At 69.5% G+C, this 21,842-nt stretch carries 17 protein-coding genes and 1 pseudogene; 9 read left to right on the top strand and 9 right to left on the bottom strand.

All coding sequences use genetic code 11. From position 1 onward, the window contains the following. The gene (locus ACX28W_RS34725; RefSeq protein WP_459003982.1) at window positions 1-933 is read left to right on the top strand and encodes a DUF6397 family protein; all 933 of its coding nucleotides are present in this window, start codon (window positions 1-3) and stop codon (window positions 931-933) included. 14 nt (window positions 934-947) lie between these two features. Here ACX28W_RS34725 and ACX28W_RS34730 read toward each other — a convergent pair whose 3' ends face one another. Together ACX28W_RS34730 and ACX28W_RS34735 are read right to left on the bottom strand one after the other, a co-directional pair. Further along, window positions 948-1,814, bottom strand: a complete 867-nt coding sequence (locus ACX28W_RS34730) for an acyl-CoA thioesterase (protein ID WP_459003983.1) — start codon at window positions 1,812-1,814, stop codon at window positions 948-950. Between the two features lie 19 nt (window positions 1,815-1,833). Then, window positions 1,834-4,347, bottom strand: a complete 2,514-nt coding sequence (locus tag ACX28W_RS34735) for a DEAD/DEAH box helicase (protein ID WP_459003984.1) — start codon at window positions 4,345-4,347, stop codon at window positions 1,834-1,836. 145 nt (window positions 4,348-4,492) lie between these two features. Between ACX28W_RS34735 and ACX28W_RS34740 the strand changes: the two genes are divergently transcribed. Beyond that, window positions 4,493-5,287, top strand: coding sequence for a metal-dependent hydrolase (locus tag ACX28W_RS34740; RefSeq protein WP_459003985.1), 795 nt, complete (start codon window positions 4,493-4,495; stop codon window positions 5,285-5,287). 648 nt (window positions 5,288-5,935) lie between these two features. Further along, window positions 5,936-6,135 (top strand): annotated as a pseudogene (locus ACX28W_RS34745) (DUF397 domain-containing protein). 73 nt (window positions 6,136-6,208) lie between these two features. Here ACX28W_RS34745 and ACX28W_RS34750 read toward each other — a convergent pair. The 5 genes from ACX28W_RS34750 to ACX28W_RS34770 form a co-directional block, all read right to left on the bottom strand. Beyond that, on the bottom strand, window positions 6,209-7,006 hold the full coding sequence (locus ACX28W_RS34750) for a tyrosine-type recombinase/integrase (RefSeq protein ID WP_459003986.1): 798 nt from the start codon (window positions 7,004-7,006) through the stop codon (window positions 6,209-6,211). 204 nt (window positions 7,007-7,210) lie between these two features. Beyond that, a complete protein-coding gene (locus ACX28W_RS34755) occupies window positions 7,211-7,486 on the bottom strand; it encodes a type B 50S ribosomal protein L31 (protein ID WP_362086893.1) in 276 nt (91 codons plus the stop codon). 28 nt (window positions 7,487-7,514) lie between these two features. Continuing rightward, a complete protein-coding gene (locus ACX28W_RS34760; protein ID WP_459003987.1) occupies window positions 7,515-8,027 on the bottom strand; it encodes a DUF5709 domain-containing protein in 513 nt (170 codons plus the stop codon). Window positions 8,028-8,330: 303 nt separating this feature from the next. Beyond that, window positions 8,331-10,112: an ABC transporter ATP-binding protein gene (locus tag ACX28W_RS34765; protein WP_459003988.1), complete on the bottom strand. Its 1,782-nt coding sequence runs from the start codon at window positions 10,110-10,112 to the stop codon at window positions 8,331-8,333. Further along, on the bottom strand, window positions 10,109-11,923 hold the full coding sequence (locus tag ACX28W_RS34770; RefSeq protein WP_459003989.1) for an ABC transporter transmembrane domain-containing protein: 1,815 nt from the start codon (window positions 11,921-11,923) through the stop codon (window positions 10,109-10,111). The genes ACX28W_RS34765 and ACX28W_RS34770 overlap by 4 nt, the downstream gene beginning before the upstream one ends. Before the next feature lie 463 nt (window positions 11,924-12,386). Between ACX28W_RS34770 and ACX28W_RS34775 the strand changes: the two genes are divergently transcribed. The 3 genes from ACX28W_RS34775 (at window position 12,387) to ACX28W_RS34785 (ending at window position 16,513) form a co-directional block, all read left to right on the top strand. Next, window positions 12,387-13,133, top strand: a complete 747-nt coding sequence (locus tag ACX28W_RS34775) for a L,D-transpeptidase family protein (RefSeq protein ID WP_459003990.1) — start codon at window positions 12,387-12,389, stop codon at window positions 13,131-13,133. A gap of 87 nt (window positions 13,134-13,220) precedes the next feature. Then, window positions 13,221-14,861 (top strand): peptide-N4-asparagine amidase, encoded by a 1,641-nt coding sequence (locus tag ACX28W_RS34780; protein ID WP_459003991.1) that lies wholly within the window; start codon window positions 13,221-13,223, stop codon window positions 14,859-14,861. A 179-nt stretch (window positions 14,862-15,040) separates the two neighbouring features. Next, window positions 15,041-16,513, top strand: coding sequence for a cation:dicarboxylate symporter family transporter (locus ACX28W_RS34785; RefSeq protein WP_459003992.1), 1,473 nt, complete (start codon window positions 15,041-15,043; stop codon window positions 16,511-16,513). A gap of 249 nt (window positions 16,514-16,762) precedes the next feature. On the opposite strand, the gene ACX28W_RS34790 is transcribed toward ACX28W_RS34785, so the two are convergent. Next, on the bottom strand, window positions 16,763-17,218 hold the full coding sequence (locus ACX28W_RS34790) for a MarR family winged helix-turn-helix transcriptional regulator (RefSeq protein ID WP_459003993.1): 456 nt from the start codon (window positions 17,216-17,218) through the stop codon (window positions 16,763-16,765). A 96-nt stretch (window positions 17,219-17,314) separates the two neighbouring features. On the opposite strand from ACX28W_RS34790, the gene ACX28W_RS34795 reads away from it, so the two are divergent. Both ACX28W_RS34795 and mltG read left to right on the top strand, forming a co-directional pair. Then, window positions 17,315-19,162, top strand: a complete 1,848-nt coding sequence (locus ACX28W_RS34795; protein ID WP_459003994.1) for an ABC transporter ATP-binding protein — start codon at window positions 17,315-17,317, stop codon at window positions 19,160-19,162. A gap of 43 nt (window positions 19,163-19,205) precedes the next feature. Continuing rightward, window positions 19,206-20,066, top strand: coding sequence for an endolytic transglycosylase MltG (gene mltG / locus ACX28W_RS34800; protein ID WP_459003995.1), 861 nt, complete (start codon window positions 19,206-19,208; stop codon window positions 20,064-20,066). 31 nt (window positions 20,067-20,097) lie between these two features. Here the strand turns inward: mltG and ACX28W_RS34805 are convergent, their stop codons facing one another. Next, complete coding sequence (locus tag ACX28W_RS34805; protein WP_459003996.1) at window positions 20,098-21,186, bottom strand: NAD(P)-binding domain-containing protein; 1,089 nt, start codon at window positions 21,184-21,186, stop codon at window positions 20,098-20,100. A gap of 159 nt (window positions 21,187-21,345) precedes the next feature. Here ACX28W_RS34805 and ACX28W_RS34810 point away from each other — a divergent pair, with 159 nt between their 5' ends. Further along, window positions 21,346-21,768 carry a secondary thiamine-phosphate synthase enzyme YjbQ gene (locus tag ACX28W_RS34810; RefSeq protein WP_459003997.1) on the top strand — a complete coding sequence of 141 codons (423 nt, stop codon included), beginning with the start codon at window positions 21,346-21,348 and terminating at the stop codon, window positions 21,766-21,768. The last annotated feature ends 74 nt before the right edge of the window (window positions 21,769-21,842 follow it).

Genomic DNA, 21,842 nt, shown 5'->3' on the forward strand with positions numbered 1-21,842 from the left:
ATGTCCGGCAACACCATCACGCAGTCCGCCACGTCGTCGCTCAGCCGTGCCGCGCGAGAACTCGAGCTCAAGCGCCGGGAGTTCGACCTCGCTGTGCAGCTCGGGTGCATCCGTACGGTGCCCGATGAAGGGGGTGGAGGACGCCGGGTCGCCCGTGCGGAGATCGACCGGGTGCGGTCCGAGGACGGCTTTCCCGAGGCACTGCGGGAGCGTGTCAAGGCCGTCGGTACCACGCAGGGCGCCGCGCTCATGGACGTGACGACTGCCCGGTTCACGCGGCTCGCGCGCTTGGGTCTGGTGGTTCCTGTGACCTTCTATTTGAATCGCTATAGGGCCGTGGTCTGGCTGTATCTGGCCGAGGAGCTACGCCAGTTCGCGGCCGACGAGCGGAACGTCGCGGTGCTGAGCGGCCGTACGCCTGAGGGACTCCGCGATCAACTGGAGGCCGGCCTGGACCTCCGCCCCCGCAACTGGCGGGGACGGCACATGGGTTTCCTGCTGCGGCAGACGGAGGACCCCTGGGCACGGGCCGCGGCCGTGGCCTCCCTGCTCGACGCCCTTCAGGTGGCGGAGATCGTCAGGGATCCGTACGAACGCGCCTATCTGAACCGCTTCCGGCCCGAGCGAGCCTCCCACGGCACGCCGGACTCTCCCGCCGCGCACCTCGCCTCGCGGATCATGACGGCGGAGGACCCCGACGAGATCAGCTGGCTCCGGGCCGACTTGGGCCAAGCAGTCGCCGAAGCCAGGGAATTCCGCCCTGCTCCGCGCCCGGCACCGAAGGCGTCACCATCCGAGACATCACGACTGGTGGTCTCACCGCCGGTGCCCTCACGGCCGGGGCCAGAAGTCCCGGAGGCTCGGCCCGTGACCGAGCGGCCCGAGCGCCCGCGGAGGCTGCTCGGGTGGCTGAGCCGCCGCAGAAACGCCTGACTGCCGGGCTGGCCCTACAGCGCCCGAAACAGCCCCTCCTGAACGACCGAGACGAGTAGGCGTCCCTCCACGTCGTAGATGCGCCCGCGGGCCAGTCCGCGTCCGCCCGTCGCGATGGGCGACTCCTGGTCGTACAGGAACCACTCGTCGGCGCGGAACGGCCGATGGAACCACATGGCGTGGTCCAGCGAGGCCATGTCGAAGCCACGCGGACCCCACAGCGGTTCCACCGGGATGCGGGCGGCGTCAAGGAGGGTCATGTCGCTCGCGTAGGTGAGCGCGCAGGTGTGCACGAGCGGGTCATCACCCAGTGGCCCCACGGCACGCATCCATACCGCGCTGCGCGGCTCGGCGTCCTTGATCTCCTCGGGGGTCCAGCGCAACCCGTCCACATACCGGATGTCGAACGGCTGGCGCCGTGCCATACGCTCCAGCGCCTCTGGGAGCGCGCCCAGATGCTCCTTGATCTCCTGCGTCACCGTCGGCAGCGACTCAGGATCAGGGACCTCGCGGGCCGGCGGCAGCTGGTGCTCGAAGCTCCCTTCCTCAGGCTTGTGAAAGGAGGCGGTCAGATTGAAGATCGTGCGGCCCTGCTGCACGGCCGTGACACGACGGGTCGTGAACGACCTGCCATCACGGACCCGCTCGACCTGGTACACGATCGGCACGCCCGGGATGCCCGGGCGCAGGAAGTACGCGTGCAGTGAGTGCACCGGCCGGTCGCCCTCCGTGGTGCGCCCGGCGGCGACCATGGCCTGGCCGGCCACCTGGCCGCCGAACACGCGCTGCAGGGACTCCTGCGGGCTGCGGCCTCGGAAGATGTTGACCTCGATCTGCTCCAGGTCGAGCAGATCGACGAGCCTCTCGGCTGGGTTCGTCATGGGTGGGATTCTCCTGTGCTTACAACTGGCCGACGTCGGTGACCTTGACGACGGCACGGCCCTCCGCGTCGGAGGCCGTGAGATCGACATCCGCGCTGATGCCCCAGTCATGGTCGCCGTTCGGGTCGGCGAAGGTCTGACGGACGCGCCACAGGCCGTTCTGCGGCTCCTCCACGATCGACAGCAGCTTGGGACCACGGGCGTCGGGACCGGTGCCGAGGTCTTCGTACTCGTCCCAGTACTTGTCCATTGCCTCGCCCCAGGCATCGGCGTCCCAGCCGGAGTCGGCGTCCATCTCGCCGAGCTCGTCGACGTGGTCGAGCGCGGCGAGCTCGACCCGGCGGAACATCGCGTTGCGGACCAGGACGCGGAAGGCGCGTGCGTTCGAGGTGACCGGCTTGACCTGGTCGGCCTTCTCCTGCGCCTCCTCGGCTGTCATCTCCTCGGGGTTGGCGAGCTGCTCCCACTCGTCGAGGAGGCTGGAGTCGACCTGGCGCACCATTTCGCCGAGCCAGGCGATCAGGTCCTCCAGGTCCTCGGACTTGAGGTCGTCCGGGACGGTGTGCTCGAGGGCCTTGTAGGCACTGGCGAGGTAGCGCAGGACAATGCCCTCAGTGCGGGCGAGCTCGTAGAAGGAGACGAACTCGGTGAAGGACATGGCGCGTTCGTACATGTCACGGATCACGGACTTCGGCGACAACGGATGGTCGCCGACCCACGGATGGCTCTTGCGGTAGGTGTTGTAGGCGTGGAAGAGCAGTTCCTCCATCGGCTTGGGGTACGACACGTCCTGGAGCCGCTCCATGCGCTCCTCGTACTCCACGCCGTCCGCCTTCATCGCGGCAACAGCCTCGCCACGCGCCTTGTTCTGCTGGGCCGCGAGGATCTGCCGTGGATCGTCCAGCGTGGACTCCACGACGGACACCATGTCCAGGGCGTACGAGGGGGACTCGGGGTCCAAAAGCTCGAACGCGGCCAGCGCGAAGGTGGACAGTGGCTGGTTGAGCGCGAAGTCCTGCTGCAGATCGACGGTGAGTCGCACGACGCGGCCCGTGGCGTCCGGCTCGTTGAGCTTCTCGACGATGCCGCCGTCGAGGAGCGAGCGGTAGATCGCGATCGTCCGCCGGATGTGCCGCAGCTGTTGCCTGCGCGGCTCGTGGTTGTCCTCCAGCAGATGCCGCATCGCCTCGAAGGCGTTCCCCGGTCGGGCGATCACCGAAAGGAGCATGGTGTGGGTGACCCGGAAGCGGGAGGTGAGCGGCTCGGGCTCGGAGGCGATGAGCTTCTCGAAGGTGTTCTCCGTCCAGCCGACGAAGCCCTCGGGAGCCTTCTTGCGTACCACCTTGCGGCGCTTCTTCGGGTCGTCGCCCGCCTTGGCGAGCGACTTCTCGTTCTCGATGACGTGCTCGGGCGCCTGCGCCACGACGAAGCCCGCAGTATCGAAACCCGCACGCCCGGCGCGGCCGGCGATCTGGTGGAATTCGCGCGCGCGGAGCGTTCGTACCCGGTTGCCGTCGTATTTCGTCAGCGCCGTGAACAGCACGGTGCGGATGGGGACGTTGACACCGACACCGAGGGTGTCCGTACCGCAGATGACCTTCAGGAGACCGGCCTGGGCCAGCTTCTCCACCAGCCGTCGGTACTTCGGCAGCATGCCCGCGTGGTGCACGCCGATGCCGTGGCGTACGTACCGGGAGAGGTTCTGGCCGAACTTGGTGGTGAAGCGGAAGTTGCCGATCAGCTCGGCGATCCGGTCCTTCTCCTCCCGCGTGCACATGTTGATGCTCATCAGAGCCTGCGCCCGCTCCACGGCCTGCGCCTGGGTGAAGTGGACGATGTAGACCGGAGCCTGCTTGGTCGCGAGCAGCTCGGTGAGCGTCTCCGTCAGCGGAGTCAGCACGTACTCGTAGGAGAGGGGCACCGGCCGGGTTGCCGAGCGGACCACCGACGTGGGGCGGCCGGTGCGCCGGGTGAGGTCCTTCTCGAACATCGAGACATCACCGAGCGTCGCCGACATCAGGATGAACTGCGCCTGCGGCAGTTCCAGGATCGGGATCTGCCACGCCCAGCCGCGGTCGGCCTCCGCGTAGAAGTGGAACTCGTCCATCACGACCTGGCCGACGTCGGCGTGCTTGCCGTCGCGCAGCGCGATGGACGCCAGCACCTCGGCGGTGCAGCAGATGACGGGGGCGTCGGCGTTCACGGAGGCGTCGCCGGTCAGCATGCCGACGTTCTCGGTGCCGAAGATCTTGCACAGCTCGAAGAACTTCTCCGAGACGAGCGCCTTGATCGGTGCCGTGTAGAAAGTGACCTCGTCACGGGCGAGCGCCGCGAAGTGCGCACCCGCGGCGATCATGCTCTTGCCCGAGCCGGTGGGCGTCGAGACGATCACGTTGGCACCCGAGACCACCTCGATCAGCGCCTCCTCCTGGTGGGGGTAGAGCGTGAGACCGCGTTCCCCGGCCCACGACTCGAAGGCTTCGTAGAGGGCGTCGGGATCTGCGGTCTGCGGCAGCTGATCGATAAGGGTCACGCCCCCATCTTGCCTGCCAACCGTCTCGATGGGGGAATCGGATGCTTGTCCGAAGATCACGAACGCTACGCTGTGGCACCGGCGAAACGTCAACGTACGTGGGCAACTGGACAGCGGCACAAGAGGAATGGGGCGGGGAACGGCCATGATGGGACCAGCACACTCACTCTCGGGAGCCGCGGCCTGGCTCGGCGTCGGTGCGGCGGCGGCCGCAGCCGGTCACACCATGCCCTGGCCGGTTCTCCTCGTCGGCGCCCTGATCTGCGCCGGTGCCGCGCTCGCCCCCGACCTGGACCACAAGGCGGCGACCATCTCGCGGGCATTCGGACCGGTCTCACGGGGTTTGTGCGAGATCGTCGACAAGCTCTCGTACGCTGTCTACAAGTCGACCCGCAAGCCCGGCGACCCACGGCGTTCGGGCGGCCACCGTACGCTGACGCACACCTGGCTGTGGGCGGTGCTGATAGGCGCGGGCACCTCGGTCCTGGCGATCACCGGCGGACGCTGGGCGGTCCTGGCCATCCTCTTTGTGCACATGGTGCTGGCCATCGAGGGGCTGCTGTGGCGGGCCGCCCGTGGTTCCAGCAGCGACATCCTGGTCTGGCTGCTGGCCGCGACCAGCGCCTGGATCCTCGCCGGAGTCCTGGACAAGTCGGGCAATGGCTCGGACTGGCTGTTCACCGCGCCGGGCCAGGAGTACCTGTGGCTCGGGCTCCCGATCGTCCTGGGCGCCCTGGTACACGACATCGGGGACGCGCTGACAGTGTCCGGGTGCCCGGTCCTGTGGCCGATCCCCATCGGCCGCAAGCGCTGGTACCCGATCGGCCCGCCCAAGGCGATGCGCTTCCGGGCCGGCAGCTGGGTCGAGCTCAAGGTCCTGATGCCGGTGTTCATGCTGCTGGGCGGGGTGGGCTGCGCGGCGGCGCTCAACGTCATCTGACTCGGTCTGCGGCGCCCCCCAGTTCGACAACGTGGTCGTCAGGTGTCGGCCCAGGTATCCGATCCAGATCTTCCGCGAACCGCCGCCGGTGTCGTCGTGGAAGTGCAGCCGAGGGGAGACGGTGCCTCGGTGATCCAGTTTGATGTGGGCACCCATGAAGATCACCTCGCCTCGTGCTCACCGACACCGGGACGGGCAGCTCGCGCTCGGCGCGCATCTTCGCGTTGCCGCTGACGGAGTCGGACTCCCGGAGGGCCACCTGATGGGCGGAGACCGTGTAGGCGCCCTGGGCGGAGTGAGACAGAACTCGCGGAAGCGGTCGTACCCCTCCGCCCGGCGGCTTGCATAGTCATCGAGTGGTCCACGCACGGCGGCCCGGCTGCGGGCGGCACCGACGGAGTTCGACCTGGCTGCTCGGCTGCCGGACGGCAACATGCAGGCTCTGCAGCAGTTCGTGAGCCTGACGAAGCTGCAGGGCGGCGAAGGAGGGGGCGGAGGAGGGTGGCGGGGCGGAACGTCGGAGGTTCCCGTGCGCGGAACGGCAGCAGAACGGCCGCCTGATCAGCGACGCGAAAGAGGTGAGCCTCCGCTGCCGGTGCTATGACGCATTGCGCTCGCAGGCCCTCAACCACCAAGAATCTCGGGCCTGTGGGACAGACTGCGAGGAGGGCTACGAGCGCGACGGAACTCGTCTGGTTCAAGTCCAGCTGCAGCGGCGCCAGGGCGACGACTGCGTGGAGGTCGCGGTCGCCGAACAGGCCGTCCACGTACGGGACTCCGAAGATGTGACGCAGCTTCACTTCGCGGTTGCGCGTGTGGGGTGGTCGCGGTTCGTGGCGGACGCCTGACCCTGCGTGCGTCGCGGCGATTCGCGGATCTGTGCCCGTGCGGGCGCCCCCTGCTGTGCGGCTGATGGTCCGCTCAGTGGTGACTGACTTGTGGGGTGCTCGTGCCGACGGGGGAGTCAGACATCCGCAGCAGCCCGCTCGCCTTGGCCACGTTACGGAGCAGGTCGATCGGATAGTGATGCGGGATCTTGATTCCTGCCCGGCTGGTGAGGAGCGGACCACCATGCGCGGCCTCGCGGGGAGGACGCCGATGGGGGAGATATGCGTCGATGGCGCCACGGATCAGTTCAGGGAGCCGTAGGAAACGCTGGTGGCCGCCGGAGTCGTACAGCCGCAGGGTGTCGGGGCCGCCGCCGATGTCGCGGGTCGTGGCGAGGTCGTCGAGAGTGAACCGCAAGATCTCGGCGGACCGAAGCCCGAGGCCGACCTGGAGGTAGCCGCAGACGCGGTCCAGGTGAGGCTGTGGTGAGTCGGTCCGGCCGCGCTCGTCGAAGGCGGCGAGGAGGACCGCGGCCTGCCAGGGGTCCAGACGGGACGGGGTGAGTTGCGCGGCACTGGTCAACCGGGGGCCGTGTGCAGCCGGGTTGTACGGGATCGCGTTCTGGCGTACCGCGTAAGCGTAGAACGAGCGAACTGCGGAGATGCTCTGCGCGGTTGACCTATGGGGCGCTCCGGGCTCGTGGGCCCACAGCGCGATGTGCTGCGGGGCGACCCTGTCCCACCCGAGGCCCTGTTCGACGCAGTGGGCCAACCAACGTGCGGCGGAACGACGGTAGTTCTCACGAACACGCGCCGGATAGGTACTTGTCTCCAGCCACTCCTGGAGCATCTCCTGGGGCTGCCAGTCCACCACGTACACCTCCCTGCTCATCGTTCCACGCGGCGGGTCCCCATGGGCGCTGTGTGCCAGACCGATCACGCCGAGGGCATCACACGATCGGATGACATGGCGACGGCGTCTGCGTCGGACAGGACGGTTACGGGGCGCGGATCGTGGCTCATCCGTTGCCGATCGCCGCCCGCCGCGCCGCGCCGCGCCGCGCTGCTCGGCTACGGACGTGATGGGCGTGGTCCCTTACGCCGGTTTGTCTCCGGGGGCTTCCTGCCCCGCACCCCCGTAGCGCCTCTCGAACTGGGCGATGCGGCCCTCCGAGTCCACGGTCCGGGCCTTGCCCGTGTAGAACGGGTGGCTCTCCGAGGAGATCTCGACGTCGACGACCGGGTACGTCTCGCCGTCGTCCCACTCGATGGTCCGGTCGCTCGTCGCGGTGGAGCGGGTGAGGAAGGCGTAGCCGGCGGCACGGTCGCGGAAGACGACGGGGTGGTAGTCGGGCTGCTTGTCCTGCTGCATGGATGCTCCTAGAGGGTGCGGGGGCCGGTCAGCCGGACAGGGTGTCCTCTTCCTCCTCTTCCTGCCCTCCCTGCCCTTCCTCCTCTTCCTCGTCGACGATGTGCATCGCGGCCTCCTCGGCCGAGGCCGCGGCGCCGTCGATGCCCACGTCGGTGGCGATCAGCCCGCTCTCCTCGTCCTCGTGCGCCCCTTCATCGGGGGCGACGAGACGGCCGGAGCGGGTGGCGCCGACCTCGTTGTCCAGGGGCTCGCCGTCGGTGCCCTGGCAGTCGCCGATGCCGTCACCGCCGGGTTCGGCGATATCGGGAAGTTCTTCCGCGAGGCGCTGGTCCAGGGTCTCGCCCTGTCGACGTTCCGTGGCGGTCACCCCGTACCCCTCCACCGCCCACGGCCGCTCCGGCGGGGACCAGCCCCGGTCGAGGGGGTCACCGACGCCGTCGGTGAGCAGAGTGTCCTCGGCATCGAGCAGACCCGCGTCGTCCTGTACCTCGGATCCGTCGGGCTGGTAGACGTCGTCTCCCCATCCGTCGGCGCTGTCCACGGGTACCTCCAGGTGATGCGGGCGAACCCGGTCCCGCCGCGCTCCACGGCAGGCGCGCGGGCCACTGTGCGCAGGCCGCGCCCCTCGCGAACCGGGTGGTTCCCAGGCGTGCCCCGAGCCGGTGCCACATCCAGCCTTCCACCCCCCTTCGGCACCGCGCAACGCCACACGGTCGGACCATGGCACCCGTCCGCCCACGGAGGGACGACCGGAGGGCCGGTCGGAGGGGACGGGCAGAAGGCGGCCGGGGCGACGGCCGGGGCGCCGGCACCCGCCCCTCAGCCGAGGGAACGTACGGCTTGCTCAGCCGTGCCAGGACCGCCACAGCGCCGCATAGGCACCGTCCGCGGCGACCAGCTGGTCGTGGCTGCCCAGCTCGCTGATCCTGCCGTTCTCCACGACGGCGATGACATCCGCGTCGTGGGCGGTGTGCAGCCGGTGCGCGATGGCGACGACGGTGCGGCCGTCGAGAACGCGGGCCAGCGAGCGTTCCAGGTGACGGGCCGCGCGCGGGTCCAGGAGCGAGGTCGCCTCGTCCAGGACCAGTGTGTGCGGATCGGCCAGCACCAGCCGGGCCAGCGCGATCTGCTGGGCCTGGGCCGGGGTGAGCGCGAGCCCGCCCGAGCCGACCTCGGTGTCCAGGCCGCCGTCGAGGGCCTGGGCCCAGCCGTCGGCGTCGACCGCGCCGAGCGCCGCCCACAGCTCGGCGTCGACCGCTCCGGTCCGGGCCAGCAGCAGGTTGTCGCGCAGGGGGCCCACGAAGACGTGGTGCTCCTGGTTGACCAGGGCCACGTGGGAGCGGACCTCTTCGGCGGGCATCCGGGACAGTTCGGCCCCGCCGAGCGTGATGCGGCCGTCGCGGGGCGCGTAGATCCCGGCGAGCAGCCTGCCCAGTGTGGACTTGCCCGCTCCGGACGGGCCGACCAGGGCGAGCCGGGTGCCGGGCGCGACCTCCAGGGAGACCTCGCGCAGCACGTCCACACCCGCGCGGTAGCCGAAGTGCACCTGGTCCGCGCGCACGTCACGTCCGTCCGGGGCCACCGACGGGTCGCCCGCGGCCGGCTCGATGTCCCGGACACCGACCAGCCGGGCCAGCGAGACCTGGGCCACCTGCAGCTCGTCGTACCAGCGCAGAATCAGGCCCACCGGGTCGACGAGCATCTGCGCGATGAGCGCGCCCGTTGTCAGCTGACCCACACTGATCCAGCCCTGCAGGACGAAGACGCCACCGATCACGAGGACCGAGCAGAGGACGGTCACGTGCGTGACGTTGACGACCGGGAAGAGCACCGAGCGCAACCAGAGGGTGTAGCGCTCCCAGGCCGTCCATTCCTTGATCCGGCGCTCCGACAGGTCGATGCGGCGCGCGTCCAGGCGGTGGGCCTCGACGGTGCGTCCGGCGTCCACGGTCTCCGCGAGGGCGGCGGCGACGGCGGCGTAGCCGGCGGCCTCCGACCGATAGGCGGACGGCGCCCGCTTGAAGTACCAGCGACAGCCGACCACCAGGATCGGTACGGCGATCAGTACAGCGGGGGCGAGGGGCGGCGCGGTCACGGCGAGTCCGCCGAGCAGCAGTGCCGCCCACACCACGCCGATGGCGAGCTGCGGCACGGCTTCGCGCATCGCGTTGGCGAGCCGGTCGATGTCCGTGGTGATGCGGGACAGCAGGTCGCCCGTCCCGGCCCGCTCCAGGACGCCGGGCGGCAGCCCCACCGACCGTACGAGGAAGTCCTCGCGCAGATCGGCCAGCATCCGCTCGCCGAGCACGGCGCCGCGCAGCTGCACCTCTCGTACGAACACGGCCTGGACGACGAGCGCGACAACGAACAGGGCGACGGTGCGCTCCAGATGGAGCTCCCGAGCATGGTCGGAGACCCGCTCGACGACGGAGCCCAGCAGATAGGGCCCGGCCATCGAGGCCACCACGGCCACCGTGTTGACGGTGATGAGCAGCACGAAGGCCCGGCGGTGCCGTTGGAACAGTTCGGCCACGTAGGCGCGTACGGTCGCGGGGGCACCGACGGGCAGGGTGTTCGCCGTCGTCGGGGCCGCCGGGTCGTACGTCGGTGGCGCCACGCCGATCATGCGGTCTCCTCGATTTCTTCCAGTTTTTCCAGGGCTTCCAGGCTTTCCAGTTTTTCCAGCGCGCCGCCCGGAGCGGGCTCGTCCTCGGTCTCCCGGGTGACCACGGCCCGGTACCGGGGCTCGCTGTGCACCAGCTCGCGGTGTACGCCGACCGCCGCGACCTCACCCTCGTGCACCAGTACGACCCGGTCCGCGTGGTCCAGGAGCAGGGGCGAGGAGGTGAAGACGACCGTCGTACGCCCGGCGCGCAGGGAGCGGATGCCGTCGGCGATACGTGCCTCGGTGTGCGAGTCGACGGCGGACGTCGGCTCGTCCAGGACGAGCACCCCGGGATCCGTGATCAGCGATCGGGCCAGTGCCAGCCGCTGGCGCTGGCCACCCGACAGGGACCGTCCGCGTTCCGTGATGCCGGCGTCCATCGGGTCCTCGGCGTCCAGCGACCCCTGGGCGAGTGCGTCCAGGACGTCGCCGCACTGCGCGGCGGCCAGCGCCTCGGCGGCGCTCACCGCACCCGAGGAGGGCACGTCGAGCAGTTCGCGCAGCGAGCCGGACAGCAGCACCGGATCCTTGTCCTGGACGAGGACGGCCGTGCGCGCGGAACCGAGCGGCAACTCGTCGAGCGGTACGCCCCCGAGGAGCACCGAGGTGCCCTCTTCGGCGGGGTGGCCGCCCAGCCGTTCGGCGAGCAGACCCGCCGCGTCCGGATCGCCGCACACCACGGCGGTGAGCCGTCCGGCGGGTGCGAGCAGTCCGGTCGCCGGGTCGTACAGATCGCCCTGCGGCACCTCGGCCGAGCGAGATCCGCCGCTGTCCATGGCCCGTTCGAGGGACAGCACCCGGGCGGCTCGCTTGGCGGACGGGCGCGAGAAGGAATACGCCATGGCGATCTCGGTGAAGTGCCGTAGCGGGTAGGTGAGCAGCATGACCGCGCTGTACACGGTGACCAGTTCCCCGACCGTGATCCGGCCGTCGCGGGCCAGGTGCACGCCGTGCCAGATGACAGCGATCAGTAGTAGTCCGGGCAACAGCACCTGAATGGCCGAGATCAGCGACCACATCCGGGCACTGCGCACGGCGGCCCGGCGGACCTCCTGGGAGGCGCGGCGGTAGCGGTCGAGGAACAGTTCCTCGCCGCCGATGCCGCGCAGCACCCGCAGGCCCGCGACGGTGTCCGAGGCCAGCTCCGTGGCGCGTCCGGCCTTCTCGCGCTGGAAGTCGGCACGCCGGGTGGCGCGGGGCAGCAGCGGCAGTACGGCGAGGGCCAGGGCGGGCACGCCCACGGCGACGATCACGCCGAGCGCCGGCTGGTAGACGACCAGGCCGACACAGACCAGCACGACGGTCAGCGCGGCCGCCGCGAACCGCGACAGGGCCTCCACGAACCAGCCGATCTTCTCGACGTCGCCGGTGGACACGGCGACGACCTCGCCCGCCGCGACACGCCGGGTCAGCGCGGCGCCCAGCTGAGCGGTCTTGCGGGCCAGCAACTGCTGGACGCGCGCGGCGGCGGTGATCCAGTTGGTGACCGCGGCGCGGTGCAGCATGGTTTCGCCCAGCGCGACGCCGACGCCGCACAGCACCATCAGCCCGCCGGTCAGAGCGAGTCGCGCGCCGGAGCGGTCGACGACGGCCTGGACGCCGAGACCGACGCAGAACGGCAGCGCGGAGACGGCTACGAAGTGCAGCAGCCCCCAGGCGAGGGACTTGAACTGCCCGCCGAGCTGATTCCGGCCGAGCCACCACAGGAATCGGGGACCCGAGCGGGCGTCCGGCACACCTGGGTCGGGATACGGAAGGTCTTGAATCTGCATGACGTCCCAGTGGCTCGTGTCAGGGGGGAGGGCGACCGTGGAATTCCGGCGACCGGCCGCCCGCGGAGGTCGCCAACAAACCGTGAAAGGGTCGCGTCACGACGTAGCCGAAAGCAAGCGGTTTTCTCCCCAGGGCAAGGATTCGGCCCTGGCTGCGGCTACGCCCGTAACCGGGGGTCCCTAACCGGGGGTCCGTTGCCGGCGACCCAGCTCGGGGAAGCCCGCAACATGCCTGGGGCGCTGCGGGACGCCCGCACGTGATCAGTACCCCGGCATGCCCGACCGCCTGCCGGCTGCCCGGCACCCCGTCAGTTCCCGGCACTCCGTCAGATGCTCAGGCACGCACCGCATACCCAGCCACGCGCCCATGCCCGATTGCCCGCCACGTGCCCGGAGCGGGCACTGGCCCGAGCGGCGTAAGGAAAAGTGTGTTTATCCGATATGTGGTGAAACGATGGGCCGCATGCGAAAAGACGGTGCGATGCGTTGGGGGCTTGTCACGGCAGCGTGCGCTGTCCTTGCTGTGCTCCTGTCGGCCTGCGGTGGTCCGGAAGGAGGGAATGAGGTCGTGAAGGGGCGCGGCGGGGCCGGCAGCAAGGCCGCGGTCCCTCCGGCGCCCGCGGTCGAGCGCCCACGGATCCCGGGCATCGGGGACCGGATGCAGGCGCGAATCCCGTCCCGTTCCCGCCAAGTTCTGGCGGTGTACGGAGACGGCAAGGACTCCGCCGACTCCATGGCCGTCCTGTATGTGAAGTCTGGCTCCACCTGGGTCGAGACCGCCAAATGGCCGGCGCACAACGGGAAGAGGGGGTGGACCACGGACCATCAAGAGGACGACAAGCGCAGTCCTGTAGGGGTGTTCACGCTCAGCGACGCCGGCGGTTTGCTCGACGACCCGGGCACCCGGTTCCCGTACGACCAGTCGGAGTCCTATCAATCCCCTTACTACTGGGACGAGTCGCACTGGCACGACTTCGACTACGTCATCGCCATCAACTACAACCGCCGCGCGGGTACCCCGCCGGACGACCCGATCCGCCCCCTCGGTCAGTCGAAGGGCGGCGGCATCTGGCTGCACGTGGACCACGGGAGCGGGACGTTGGCGTGTGTGAGCGTGTCCAGGGAGGCCATGGAGTATCTGCTGCAGACGCTCGACCCGGATCAGCACCCTGTGATGGTGATGGGGGACAGGGAGAATCTGAAGGCGTAGTCGTCGTGGCCGACCGGGGTGCACCACGACGCGGGGATCCCGAGTGCCCATTGCGGGGCGGGCCGACTCCCCCGTAGAACACCGCACATGAGAAGACCGATCATCATGTCCATGCTCGCCGGGGCGACCCTCGTGGCGAGCACCTTCCTCGGCGCGGGCCCGGTCCAGGCCTCGGCGGCACAGCTACCGGTCGCAGCGGTGACCGCGGACGCGCCCGCCGAGTTCGGCACCGACTGGCACGACCCCCTGATCGCCGCCCCGCCCATCGAGAAGCCCGCCACCAAGTCCTGCGAAGTGACGGTCGCCGAGGCGCAGTTCCGTGACTTCACGCCGTACCGGGGCACATACGCACCGCCCAGCGGCTGCGGCGACCGCTGGAGCAAGGTCGTCCTGCGGCTCGACGGCAAGGTCAAGGGACGGCAGTTCGACCGGCTCGGCTATGTGCACGTCGGCGGCGTGGAGATCTTCCGCACGTCCACCCCGCAGCCCTCGCCCGACGGAATCGAGTGGTCCGTGGAGAAGGACGTGACGCGCTACAGCGACACGTTCCGCGGCGGCCGCGACGTCGAGATGCTCATCGGGAACGTCGTCGACGACACGTACACCGGAGTCCTCGATGTGAAGGTCACGCTCACCTTCTACGCCGCCGAGAAGACCGCCAAGCCGGCCGCCGCGACGCCCCCGGGCCGCGTCCTCACCCTCCAGAACGGCACCCTCACCACCCCGCGCAACAGCGAGCGCATCGTCGCCGAGGTGTACGCGACCGGGTCCGGCGGCGGCTGTGAGGAGTACTGGTATCTGACGGTGCCGGACTCCGCCCCGTACTCCTGCAAGGCCGCGGGCGGCCCCTACCGCGAAGTGCAGATCAAGGTCGACGGCCAACTCGCGGGCATCGCTGAGCCGTTCCCGACCGTGTGGACCGGCGGCTGGTCCAACCCCTTCCTCTGGTACGTGATTCCGGGCCCGCGCGCCTTCGACATCAAGCCGATCGAGTACGACCTCACGCCCTTCGCCGGGCTCCTCAACGACGGCCGCCCGCACCGGGTCGACGTATCCGTCGTGGGCGTCCCCGAGGGGCAGACGGGCTGGAGTGCGCCGGTCAACGTCCTCGTCTGGCAGGACGCGCGGCGCGCTCACGTCACGGGCGAGGTCACCCGGGTCGAGACGGGTGACCTCGCCAACTCAGCGACGTACACACCCGGTTCGGAACACCGCCTCGACACCGAGGGCGGTCACCGACTGACGGTCGCCGGGTACGTCGACACCTCGCACGGACGAGTGACGACCACCGTCGGGCGAACGCTCACCAACGCCTCCGTGCATCGCTGGACCGACGGTGAGAACACGGACGGGCTCAAGGCCACCTGGACCGACGACGAGACGGTCACCGTCGACGGGCGTGGACCGGCCAGGGCGACACGTACTCGTCACACGTACACGATGGACGGCACGACGACGCTCGGCGCGGGCGACCGGCTGCGGACCGTGCTGACGCTCGGCGACCTGACGGCGGTCGACGAGACGCGCGGCGGGCGGCGTACCGCGTGGTCACGGCTCGACGACACATACGTCGGCGACGCGACGTATACGGCGAACGTGCCGCGCGATCAGCGGCACGCCGTCGGCACGACCAGCGAGCGCTACCGCCTGTACGGCTCGGACGGCTGCTACGACCGGGAGCTGGTCACTGCGCAGGGTGTGCTGACGCAGGACCGTGGCGGCTGCTGAGCCCTCCGAGTCCATCGATGCGGAACGGCACGTCAGTTCCATGATTTACATGGACGTGACACAGAAGTATCCGGTGGCATAAGGAACTCCTCAATAGTGATCGACGCGGAAGTACTTTTCCGCATACCAGAAGTCCCCTCTGGAATCCGCTCTGGAAGCCCCCCACGGAGGAGTGCCCCGTGCCGCCGTCCGTACCGTCCCCGCGACGCGTCGCACGCATACTGCGTACCTCACTGTTCGCGCAGGTCCTCTGCGCGCTCGTGCTCGGAATCGTCGTCGGAAGGTTGTGGCCGGACACGGCCACGACCTTCCAGCCGCTCGGCGACGGTTTCGTGCGTCTCATCAAGGCGGTGATCTCACCGCTCGTGTTCTGCGTGGTCGTCGTCGGCATCACCAAGGCCGGTGACCTGAAAGCCTTCGGCCGGATCGGGCTCAAGGCCCTGATCTGGTTCGAGGTCGCGACCACGGCCGCGTTGCTGCTCGGCCTGATCGCCGCCAACGTTGTCAGCCCCGGCTCCGGCATGAACGTCGACCCGTCGACGCTGGACGCCTCGGCGGTCGACGGCAAGACCGGGGGCGGCTCGCTGCCCTCGACCAGTGAGTTCATCCTGGAGGCGCTGCCACAGAGCGCGGTCGGTGCCTTCGCCGAGAACTCACTGCTCCAAGTCCTCGTCCTCGCCTGCCTGGTGGGCGCGGCGCTACTGCACCTCGGCACCACCAAGGTGCCGAAGATCCTGCCGGCCATCGAGCAGGTCCAGGACGTCGTCTTCGCGATTGTCGGTTTCATCATGAAGCTCGCCCCGCTCGCGGTGTTCGGCGCGATGGTGCACCTGGTGGGGGAGTACGGGCTCGGCGTCATCACGACGTACGGCAAGCTGATCATCCTGTGCTACGCGGTCGCACTGCTGTTCCTCGCTCTGCTCGCCATCGCCCTCAAGGCGGTCACCGGGCTCAGCCTCTGGAAGTTCGTCCGGTACACCCGCGAGGAGATGCTGCTCGCGCTCGGCACCGCCTCAAGCGAGACCGTGATGCCCCGCATGATGCAGAAACTGCGCCAGGCGGGCTGCCGTGACGACGCAGTGGGGCTGGTCCTGCCGACCGGGTACTCCTTCAACCTCGACGGCGCCTCGATCTACCTCTCCATCGGCACGCTCTTCATCGCTCAGGCCGTGGGCGTGGACCTCAGCCTGAGCCAGCAGATCACCGTGATCCTGGTGCTCATGCTGACCAGCAAGGGCATGGCGGGCGTGCCGGGTTCGGCCTTCCTCGCCCTGTCGGCGACGGCCTCCTCCCTCGGCGTCATCCCCGCCGGCGCCGTCGCCCTCCTCCTCGGCGTGGACCGCATCATGGACTCGATGCGCGTCGCGACGAACCTCCTCGGAAACTGCGTCGCGGTCTTCGCGGTGTCCCGCTGGGAGGGCGCGCTCGACATGGAGCGGGCGAAGAAGGTGCTGGACGGGGAGATCGCGTTCGTGGAGGAGGACGACGAGCCGCAGGGCGCAGGGCCCGCGCGGCCTGGGCCGGCCAAGGCCGAACTGCCATCCCGGTCCGAGGCGGAGGCGGCCAAGGCCGACGTACCCGCACAGTCCGTGCCGGTCGAGGCCGACGTACCCGCGCGGTTGGCCAAGGAGCCCGCCCCCGAGGCGAGTTGACCGACGTACCCAGCACGGGGCGCGGGCTTCAAGTCAGGGAGTACGGAGTTGAAGCCCGCGCCCCGTCGCGCTGTCCATGCCCCCTTCGCGTCTGCGGTGCGCCGAGAGGCGTGCGTCGAAGGCGCGCGAGCCGGCGTGCAACGACCGCGGCGTGCGCGGACCGGGCGTGCAAGGACCAGGCGTGCAACGACCGGGCATCACAAGGCGGCCTGAACTCCTTGCAAGGCCGCCCCGGCGCCGCAGGCGGTCTCAGCAGCGGGGCTCCAGCCTGGGCATGCCGTCCACCAATGTGTCCAGCAGTCCGCCGAGCACCTCGCGCTGCTCGTCCGTCAACGGGGCCAGGATCTCCTCCGCCGCGGACCGGCGCGCGCCGCGCAGCTCGCCCAGTGCCGTGCGCCCCTCGTCCGTGACCTCGATCCGGATCACTCGCCGGTTGGTCGGATCAGGGACCCGTCGCACCTTGCCGCTCGCCTCCAGGCCGTCGACCAGGGTGGTCACGGCCCGGGGGACCACTTCCAGGCGCTCGGCGAGATCGGCCATGCGCGGCGGCGAGCTGTAGTGCGCAAGCGTGCGCAGCAGTCGGGACTGGGCCGGGGTGATGCCCAGACCGCGTCGCTCCAGATGGCGCTTCTGGATGCGGTGCACGCGGCGGGTCAGCCGCAGCAGTTGCTCGGCGAGCAGGCCGTCGGCATCGGGGGTGGTCATGAGGGAACAATATCAGGATGCCGTTCATTGTGAGTATAGGTAACAATGAGCTAAGCTCTGCTCCAGTAATCGTCGCCTCATCTCCCGTAGGAGCCCATGCGTCCCGACCAACCCACCTGGACCCCGTCGCCTGCCGAAAGTGAACAACCACGGCAGGTGCGCCGCATCCTGAAGCTTTTTCGGCCCTACCGCGGCCGTCTCGCGGTCGTCGGCCTGCTGGTCGGCGCCTCGTCCCTCGTCACCGTCGCCACGCCCTTCCTGCTGAAGGAGATCCTGGATGTCGCGATCCCCCAGGGCCGCACCGGCCTCCTGAGCCTGCTTGCGCTGGGCATGATCGTCAGCGCGGTCGTCACCAGCATCTTCGGCGTCCTGCAGACCCTGATCTCCACGACGGTCGGCCAGCGCGTCATGCATGATCTGCGCACCGCCGTCTACGGCCGGTTGCAGCGCATGTCGCTCGCCTTCTTCACCCGGACCCGCACAGGAGAGGTCCAGTCCCGCATCGCCAACGACATCGGTGGCATGCAGGCGACCGTGACCTCCACCGCCACCTCGCTGGTCTCGAACCTCACGAGCGTCATCGCCACGATCATCGCGATGATCGCCCTGGACTGGCGGCTCACCGTCGTCTCGCTGCTCCTGCTGCCGGTCTTCGTGTGGATCAGCAGGCGCGTGGGCAATGAGCGCAAGAAGATCGCCACCCAGCGCCAGAAGCAGATGGCCGCGATGGCCGCCACCGTCACCGAGTCGCTCTCCGTCAGCGGCATCGTGCTCGGCCGCACGATGGGCCGCGGCGATTCGCTCACCAAGGCCTTCGCGGCCGAGTCCGACAGCCTGGTCGACCTCGAGGTGAAGTCGAACATGGCGGGGCGCTGGCGCATGGCCGTCATCGGCATCGTCATGGCCGCCATGCCCGCCGTCATCTACTGGACCGCGGGCATGGCCCTCCAGTTCGGCGGCCCGTCCGTCTCGCTCGGCACGCTCGTCGCCTTCGTCTCGCTCCAGCAGGGGCTGTTCCGCCCTGCCGTCAGCCTGCTGTCCACCGGCGTCCAGATCCAGACCTCGCTCGCGCTCTTCCAGCGCATCTTCGAGTACCTCGACCTGCCCATCGACATCACCGAGTCGGCGGACCCGGTCCATCTCGACCAGGTCAAGGGCGAGATCCGCTTCGAGGATGTCGAGTTCCACTACGACGGCAAGAGCGGCCCGATTCTCGACGGCATCGACATCGCCGTCCCCGCCGGAGGCAGCCTCGCGGTCGTCGGCCCGACCGGCTCGGGCAAGTCCACGCTCAGCTATCTGGTGCCACGGCTGTACGACGTCACGGGCGGCCGGGTCACGCTGGACGGAGTCGACGTGCGCGACCTGGACTTCGACACGCTCGCGCGCGCAATCGGTGTCGTCTCCCAGGAGACCTACCTCTTCCACGCCTCGGTCGCGGACAACCTGCGCTTCGCCAGGCCCGACGCCACCGACGAGGAGTTGCGGGCGGCGGCCCGGGCGGCCCAGATCCACGACCACATCGCGTCGCTGCCCGACGGATACGACACGGTCGTGGGCGAGCGCGGCCACCGTTTCTCCGGCGGCGAGAAGCAGCGCCTGGCCATCGCCCGCACCATTTTGCGCGATCCGCCGGTCCTCATCCTCGACGAGGCGACCAGCGCCCTGGACACCCGCACGGAGCACGCTGTTCAGGAGGCCATCGACGCGCTGTCGGCCAACCGGACGACGCTGACGATCGCGCACCGGCTCTCCACCATTCGGGACGCCGACCAGATCGTGGTCCTGGACTCCGGCCGCGCGGTCGAACGCGGCACGCACGAGGAACTCTTGGAGCGGGAAGGGCGCTATGCGGCCCTCGTCCGCCGAGACGCCCAGGTGGAGCCGACCGGCCGGGACGCCCAACTGGAGCCGAAGGGGCTTCAGCTGGATCCAACAAGGTGACGATATGCCGGGTTTGTAGTCATTAGCGGGTTACCGTGCCCGCATGCAGATGAACACTCCGCCACGGAGCACGATTCGACTGACGCGGCGGGGCCGGGTCGCCCTCATCGCGATCGGAGCCGTCGTGGCGGCCACCGCCGTGGCGGTGCCGCTGCTGACCATGGGAACCGAGAAGACGCGACCCACGTCCCTCGTGATTCCGGAGGGCTGGCGCGCCGGCCAGATCTACGAGGCCGTCGACAAGGCCCTCGCCCTACCCCCGGGTGCCACCAAGAAGTCGCTGGCCAAGGCCAAGCTCAAGCTGCCCAACGACGCCGAGGGCAACCCCGAGGGCTACCTCTTCCCGGCGACGTACCCGCTCGAGAAGAAGGCGACCCCGGAGTCCCTGCTGACGTTCATGGTCGACACCGCGAACAAGAAGTTCAGCGGCAGCCCGATCACCGCGGGCGCCCAGCGCAACGCGATGAACGTCTATCAGGTGGTCACCATCGCGAGCATCGTCCAGGCCGAGGCCGCCACCAAGGCCGACATGGGCAAGGTGGCCCGGGTCGTCTTCAACCGCCTGCAGCGAGGCATGCCACTGCAGATGGACTCCACCCTCAACTACGCGCTGAACCGCTCCACGCTGACCACGACCATGGGCGACACGAAGCTCGAGAGCCCCTACAACTCCTACCAGCGCATGGGGCTGCCGCCCACGCCGATCGCCAACCCCGGCGAGGACGCGCTGCACGCCGCGATCAATCCGACCCCGGGTGACTGGCTGTACTTCGTCACGGTCAAGCCGGGCGACACCCGCTTCACGGCCAGCTATGAGGAGCAGCAGCAGAACGTCGCGGAGTTCAACAGATATCGCAAGAGCGCGTCGGCCTCGCCCACGGCGGCGTCCACGGCCTCGCGCTGAGCCCCGTCGACCGGCGAGGCCCGCGGGCACATCAGGTGCCGACGGGCACGCCCGCCAGCAGCCGTCTGATGTCTCGTACCGCCGCGCGCCCGGCCCGGTTGGCGCCGATCGTGCTGGCCGAGGGCCCGTAGCCGACCAGATGGATACGCGGATCGGCGACCGCGCGGGTCCCCTCGACGCGAATACCGCCGCCCGCCTCACGCAGCCGCAGCGGTGCCAGATGGTCGATGGCGGCGCGAAAGCCGGTCGCCCACAGGATGACGTCGGCGTCCAGGCGGCGCCCGTCGGCCCACTCCACACCGTCGGGGGTGATCCGGTCGAACATCGGCTGCCGGTCCAGCACGCCGTCGTCCAGCGCCTGCCGGATCGCGTCGTTCAAGGGCAGCCCCGTCACCGAGACGACGCTCTTGGGCGGCAGCCCCTGGCGGACGCGTTCCTCGACGAGCGCGACGGCCGCCCGGCCGATGTCCTCGCTGAAGGGCCCCTCGCGGAAGACGGGCGGCCGCCGCGTCACCCAGGTCGTCCCGGCCGCGTACGGGGCGATCTCCATCAGATGCTGGGTCCCGGATGCGCCCCCGCCCACGACGACCACCCGCTGCCCGGCGAACTTCTCGGGCCCGGGGTACTGCGCCGTGTGCAACTGCCGCCCCCGGAAGGTCTCCTGGCCCGGATAACGCGGCCAGAACGGCCGGTCCCAGGTGCCTGTGGCGTTGATCAGCGCCCGCGTCGACCACGTACCGTCGGAGCTCTCGACGAGCAGTCGCCCGTCGGAGCCTTCCCGCACGGCCTTCACCTCGACAGGCCGCCGCACCCGCAGATCGAAGGTGCGTTCGTAGGTGTCGAAGTACTCCGCGATGACGTCGGAGGACGGACGGGCCGGGTCCGCGTCCGTCAGTTCCATGCCGGGCAGTGAGTGCATTCCGTGCACCTTGCCGTACGTCAGTGACGGCCAGCGGAACTGCCAGGCACCGCCCGGCCGTGGCGCGTGATCCAGCACCACGAAGTCCCGCTCCGGCTCGAAACCGGTGCGCCGCAGGTGATAGGCGCTGGACAGTCCTGCCTGCCCAGCGCCTATGACCACGACATCGACTTCGCGCGCCCGCACCTCGGTGTTGTTCACGCTTCTACTAACTCGACCGAGGGTGGAGATCTTCCCGCCCTTCGGCGTCCACCGGCGACCCATCACCGGCCGGAGGTGTCGGCGACGCCCCACGACACCACGACAACGGGTGGGGCCCACTCGGGTGTGGAGTCTGCGGTGCGGGTGAGAATGGGGAGCATGCCCGATGCCTTCACCACGCGACTCCTGGCGGTCTCCACCGGTTCGGTGGAGACCGTGGTTGACCTCACCCGCGACTGCGAGGCCTTCTTGAGAGAGGTGGCCGCCGGCCGCGACGGCCTCCTGAACGTCTTCGTGCCCCACGCCACCGCCGGAATCGCGATCATCGAAACCGGCGCCGGAAGCGACGACGACCTCCTCGCCGCTCTGCACTCCCTGCTCCCCGCGGACGACCGCTGGCGGCACCGCCACGGCAGCCCCGGCCACGGCCGCGACCACGTACTCCCCGCCCTCGTCCCACCCCACGCGACGCTGCCGGTGCTGGGCGGGAGGCTGGAACTGGGGACGTGGCAGTCGGTATGCCTGGTGGATACGAACACCAGCAACACCAACCGTCAGGTCCGGTTGAGCTTCTTCGGCTAAGAACTCCTAACGAAATGATGTTCGAAGTGGTTGGATCACTCCGGGACCGTTGATCCGGGGGTGCGGGGTGGCTC

The organism is Streptomyces sp. SD15 (assembly GCF_054462255.1).

Excerpts from the sequence above, each read along its gene's own strand:
- ACX28W_RS34725 (WP_459003982.1), top strand. The coding sequence starts at position 1 with ATGTCCGGCAACACCATCACGCAGTCCGCCACGTCGTCGCTCAGCCGT.
- ACX28W_RS34730 (WP_459003983.1), bottom strand. The coding sequence starts at position 1,814 with ATGACGAACCCAGCCGAGAGGCTCGTCGATCTGCTCGACCTGGAGCAG.
- ACX28W_RS34740 (WP_459003985.1), top strand. The coding sequence starts at position 4,493 with ATGATGGGACCAGCACACTCACTCTCGGGAGCCGCGGCCTGGCTCGGC.
- ACX28W_RS34750 (WP_459003986.1), bottom strand. The coding sequence starts at position 7,006 with ATGAGCAGGGAGGTGTACGTGGTGGACTGGCAGCCCCAGGAGATGCTC.
- ACX28W_RS34755 (WP_362086893.1), bottom strand. The coding sequence starts at position 7,486 with ATGCAGCAGGACAAGCAGCCCGACTACCACCCCGTCGTCTTCCGCGAC.
- ACX28W_RS34765 (WP_459003988.1), bottom strand. The coding sequence starts at position 10,112 with ATGATCGGCGTGGCGCCACCGACGTACGACCCGGCGGCCCCGACGACG.
- ACX28W_RS34770 (WP_459003989.1), bottom strand. The coding sequence starts at position 11,923 with ATGCAGATTCAAGACCTTCCGTATCCCGACCCAGGTGTGCCGGACGCC.
- ACX28W_RS34775 (WP_459003990.1), top strand. The coding sequence starts at position 12,387 with ATGCGAAAAGACGGTGCGATGCGTTGGGGGCTTGTCACGGCAGCGTGC.
- ACX28W_RS34780 (WP_459003991.1), top strand. The coding sequence starts at position 13,221 with ATGAGAAGACCGATCATCATGTCCATGCTCGCCGGGGCGACCCTCGTG.
- ACX28W_RS34790 (WP_459003993.1), bottom strand. The coding sequence starts at position 17,218 with ATGACCACCCCCGATGCCGACGGCCTGCTCGCCGAGCAACTGCTGCGG.
- ACX28W_RS34795 (WP_459003994.1), top strand. The coding sequence starts at position 17,315 with ATGCGTCCCGACCAACCCACCTGGACCCCGTCGCCTGCCGAAAGTGAA.
- mltG (WP_459003995.1), top strand. The coding sequence starts at position 19,206 with ATGCAGATGAACACTCCGCCACGGAGCACGATTCGACTGACGCGGCGG.
- ACX28W_RS34810 (WP_459003997.1), top strand. The coding sequence starts at position 21,346 with ATGCCCGATGCCTTCACCACGCGACTCCTGGCGGTCTCCACCGGTTCG.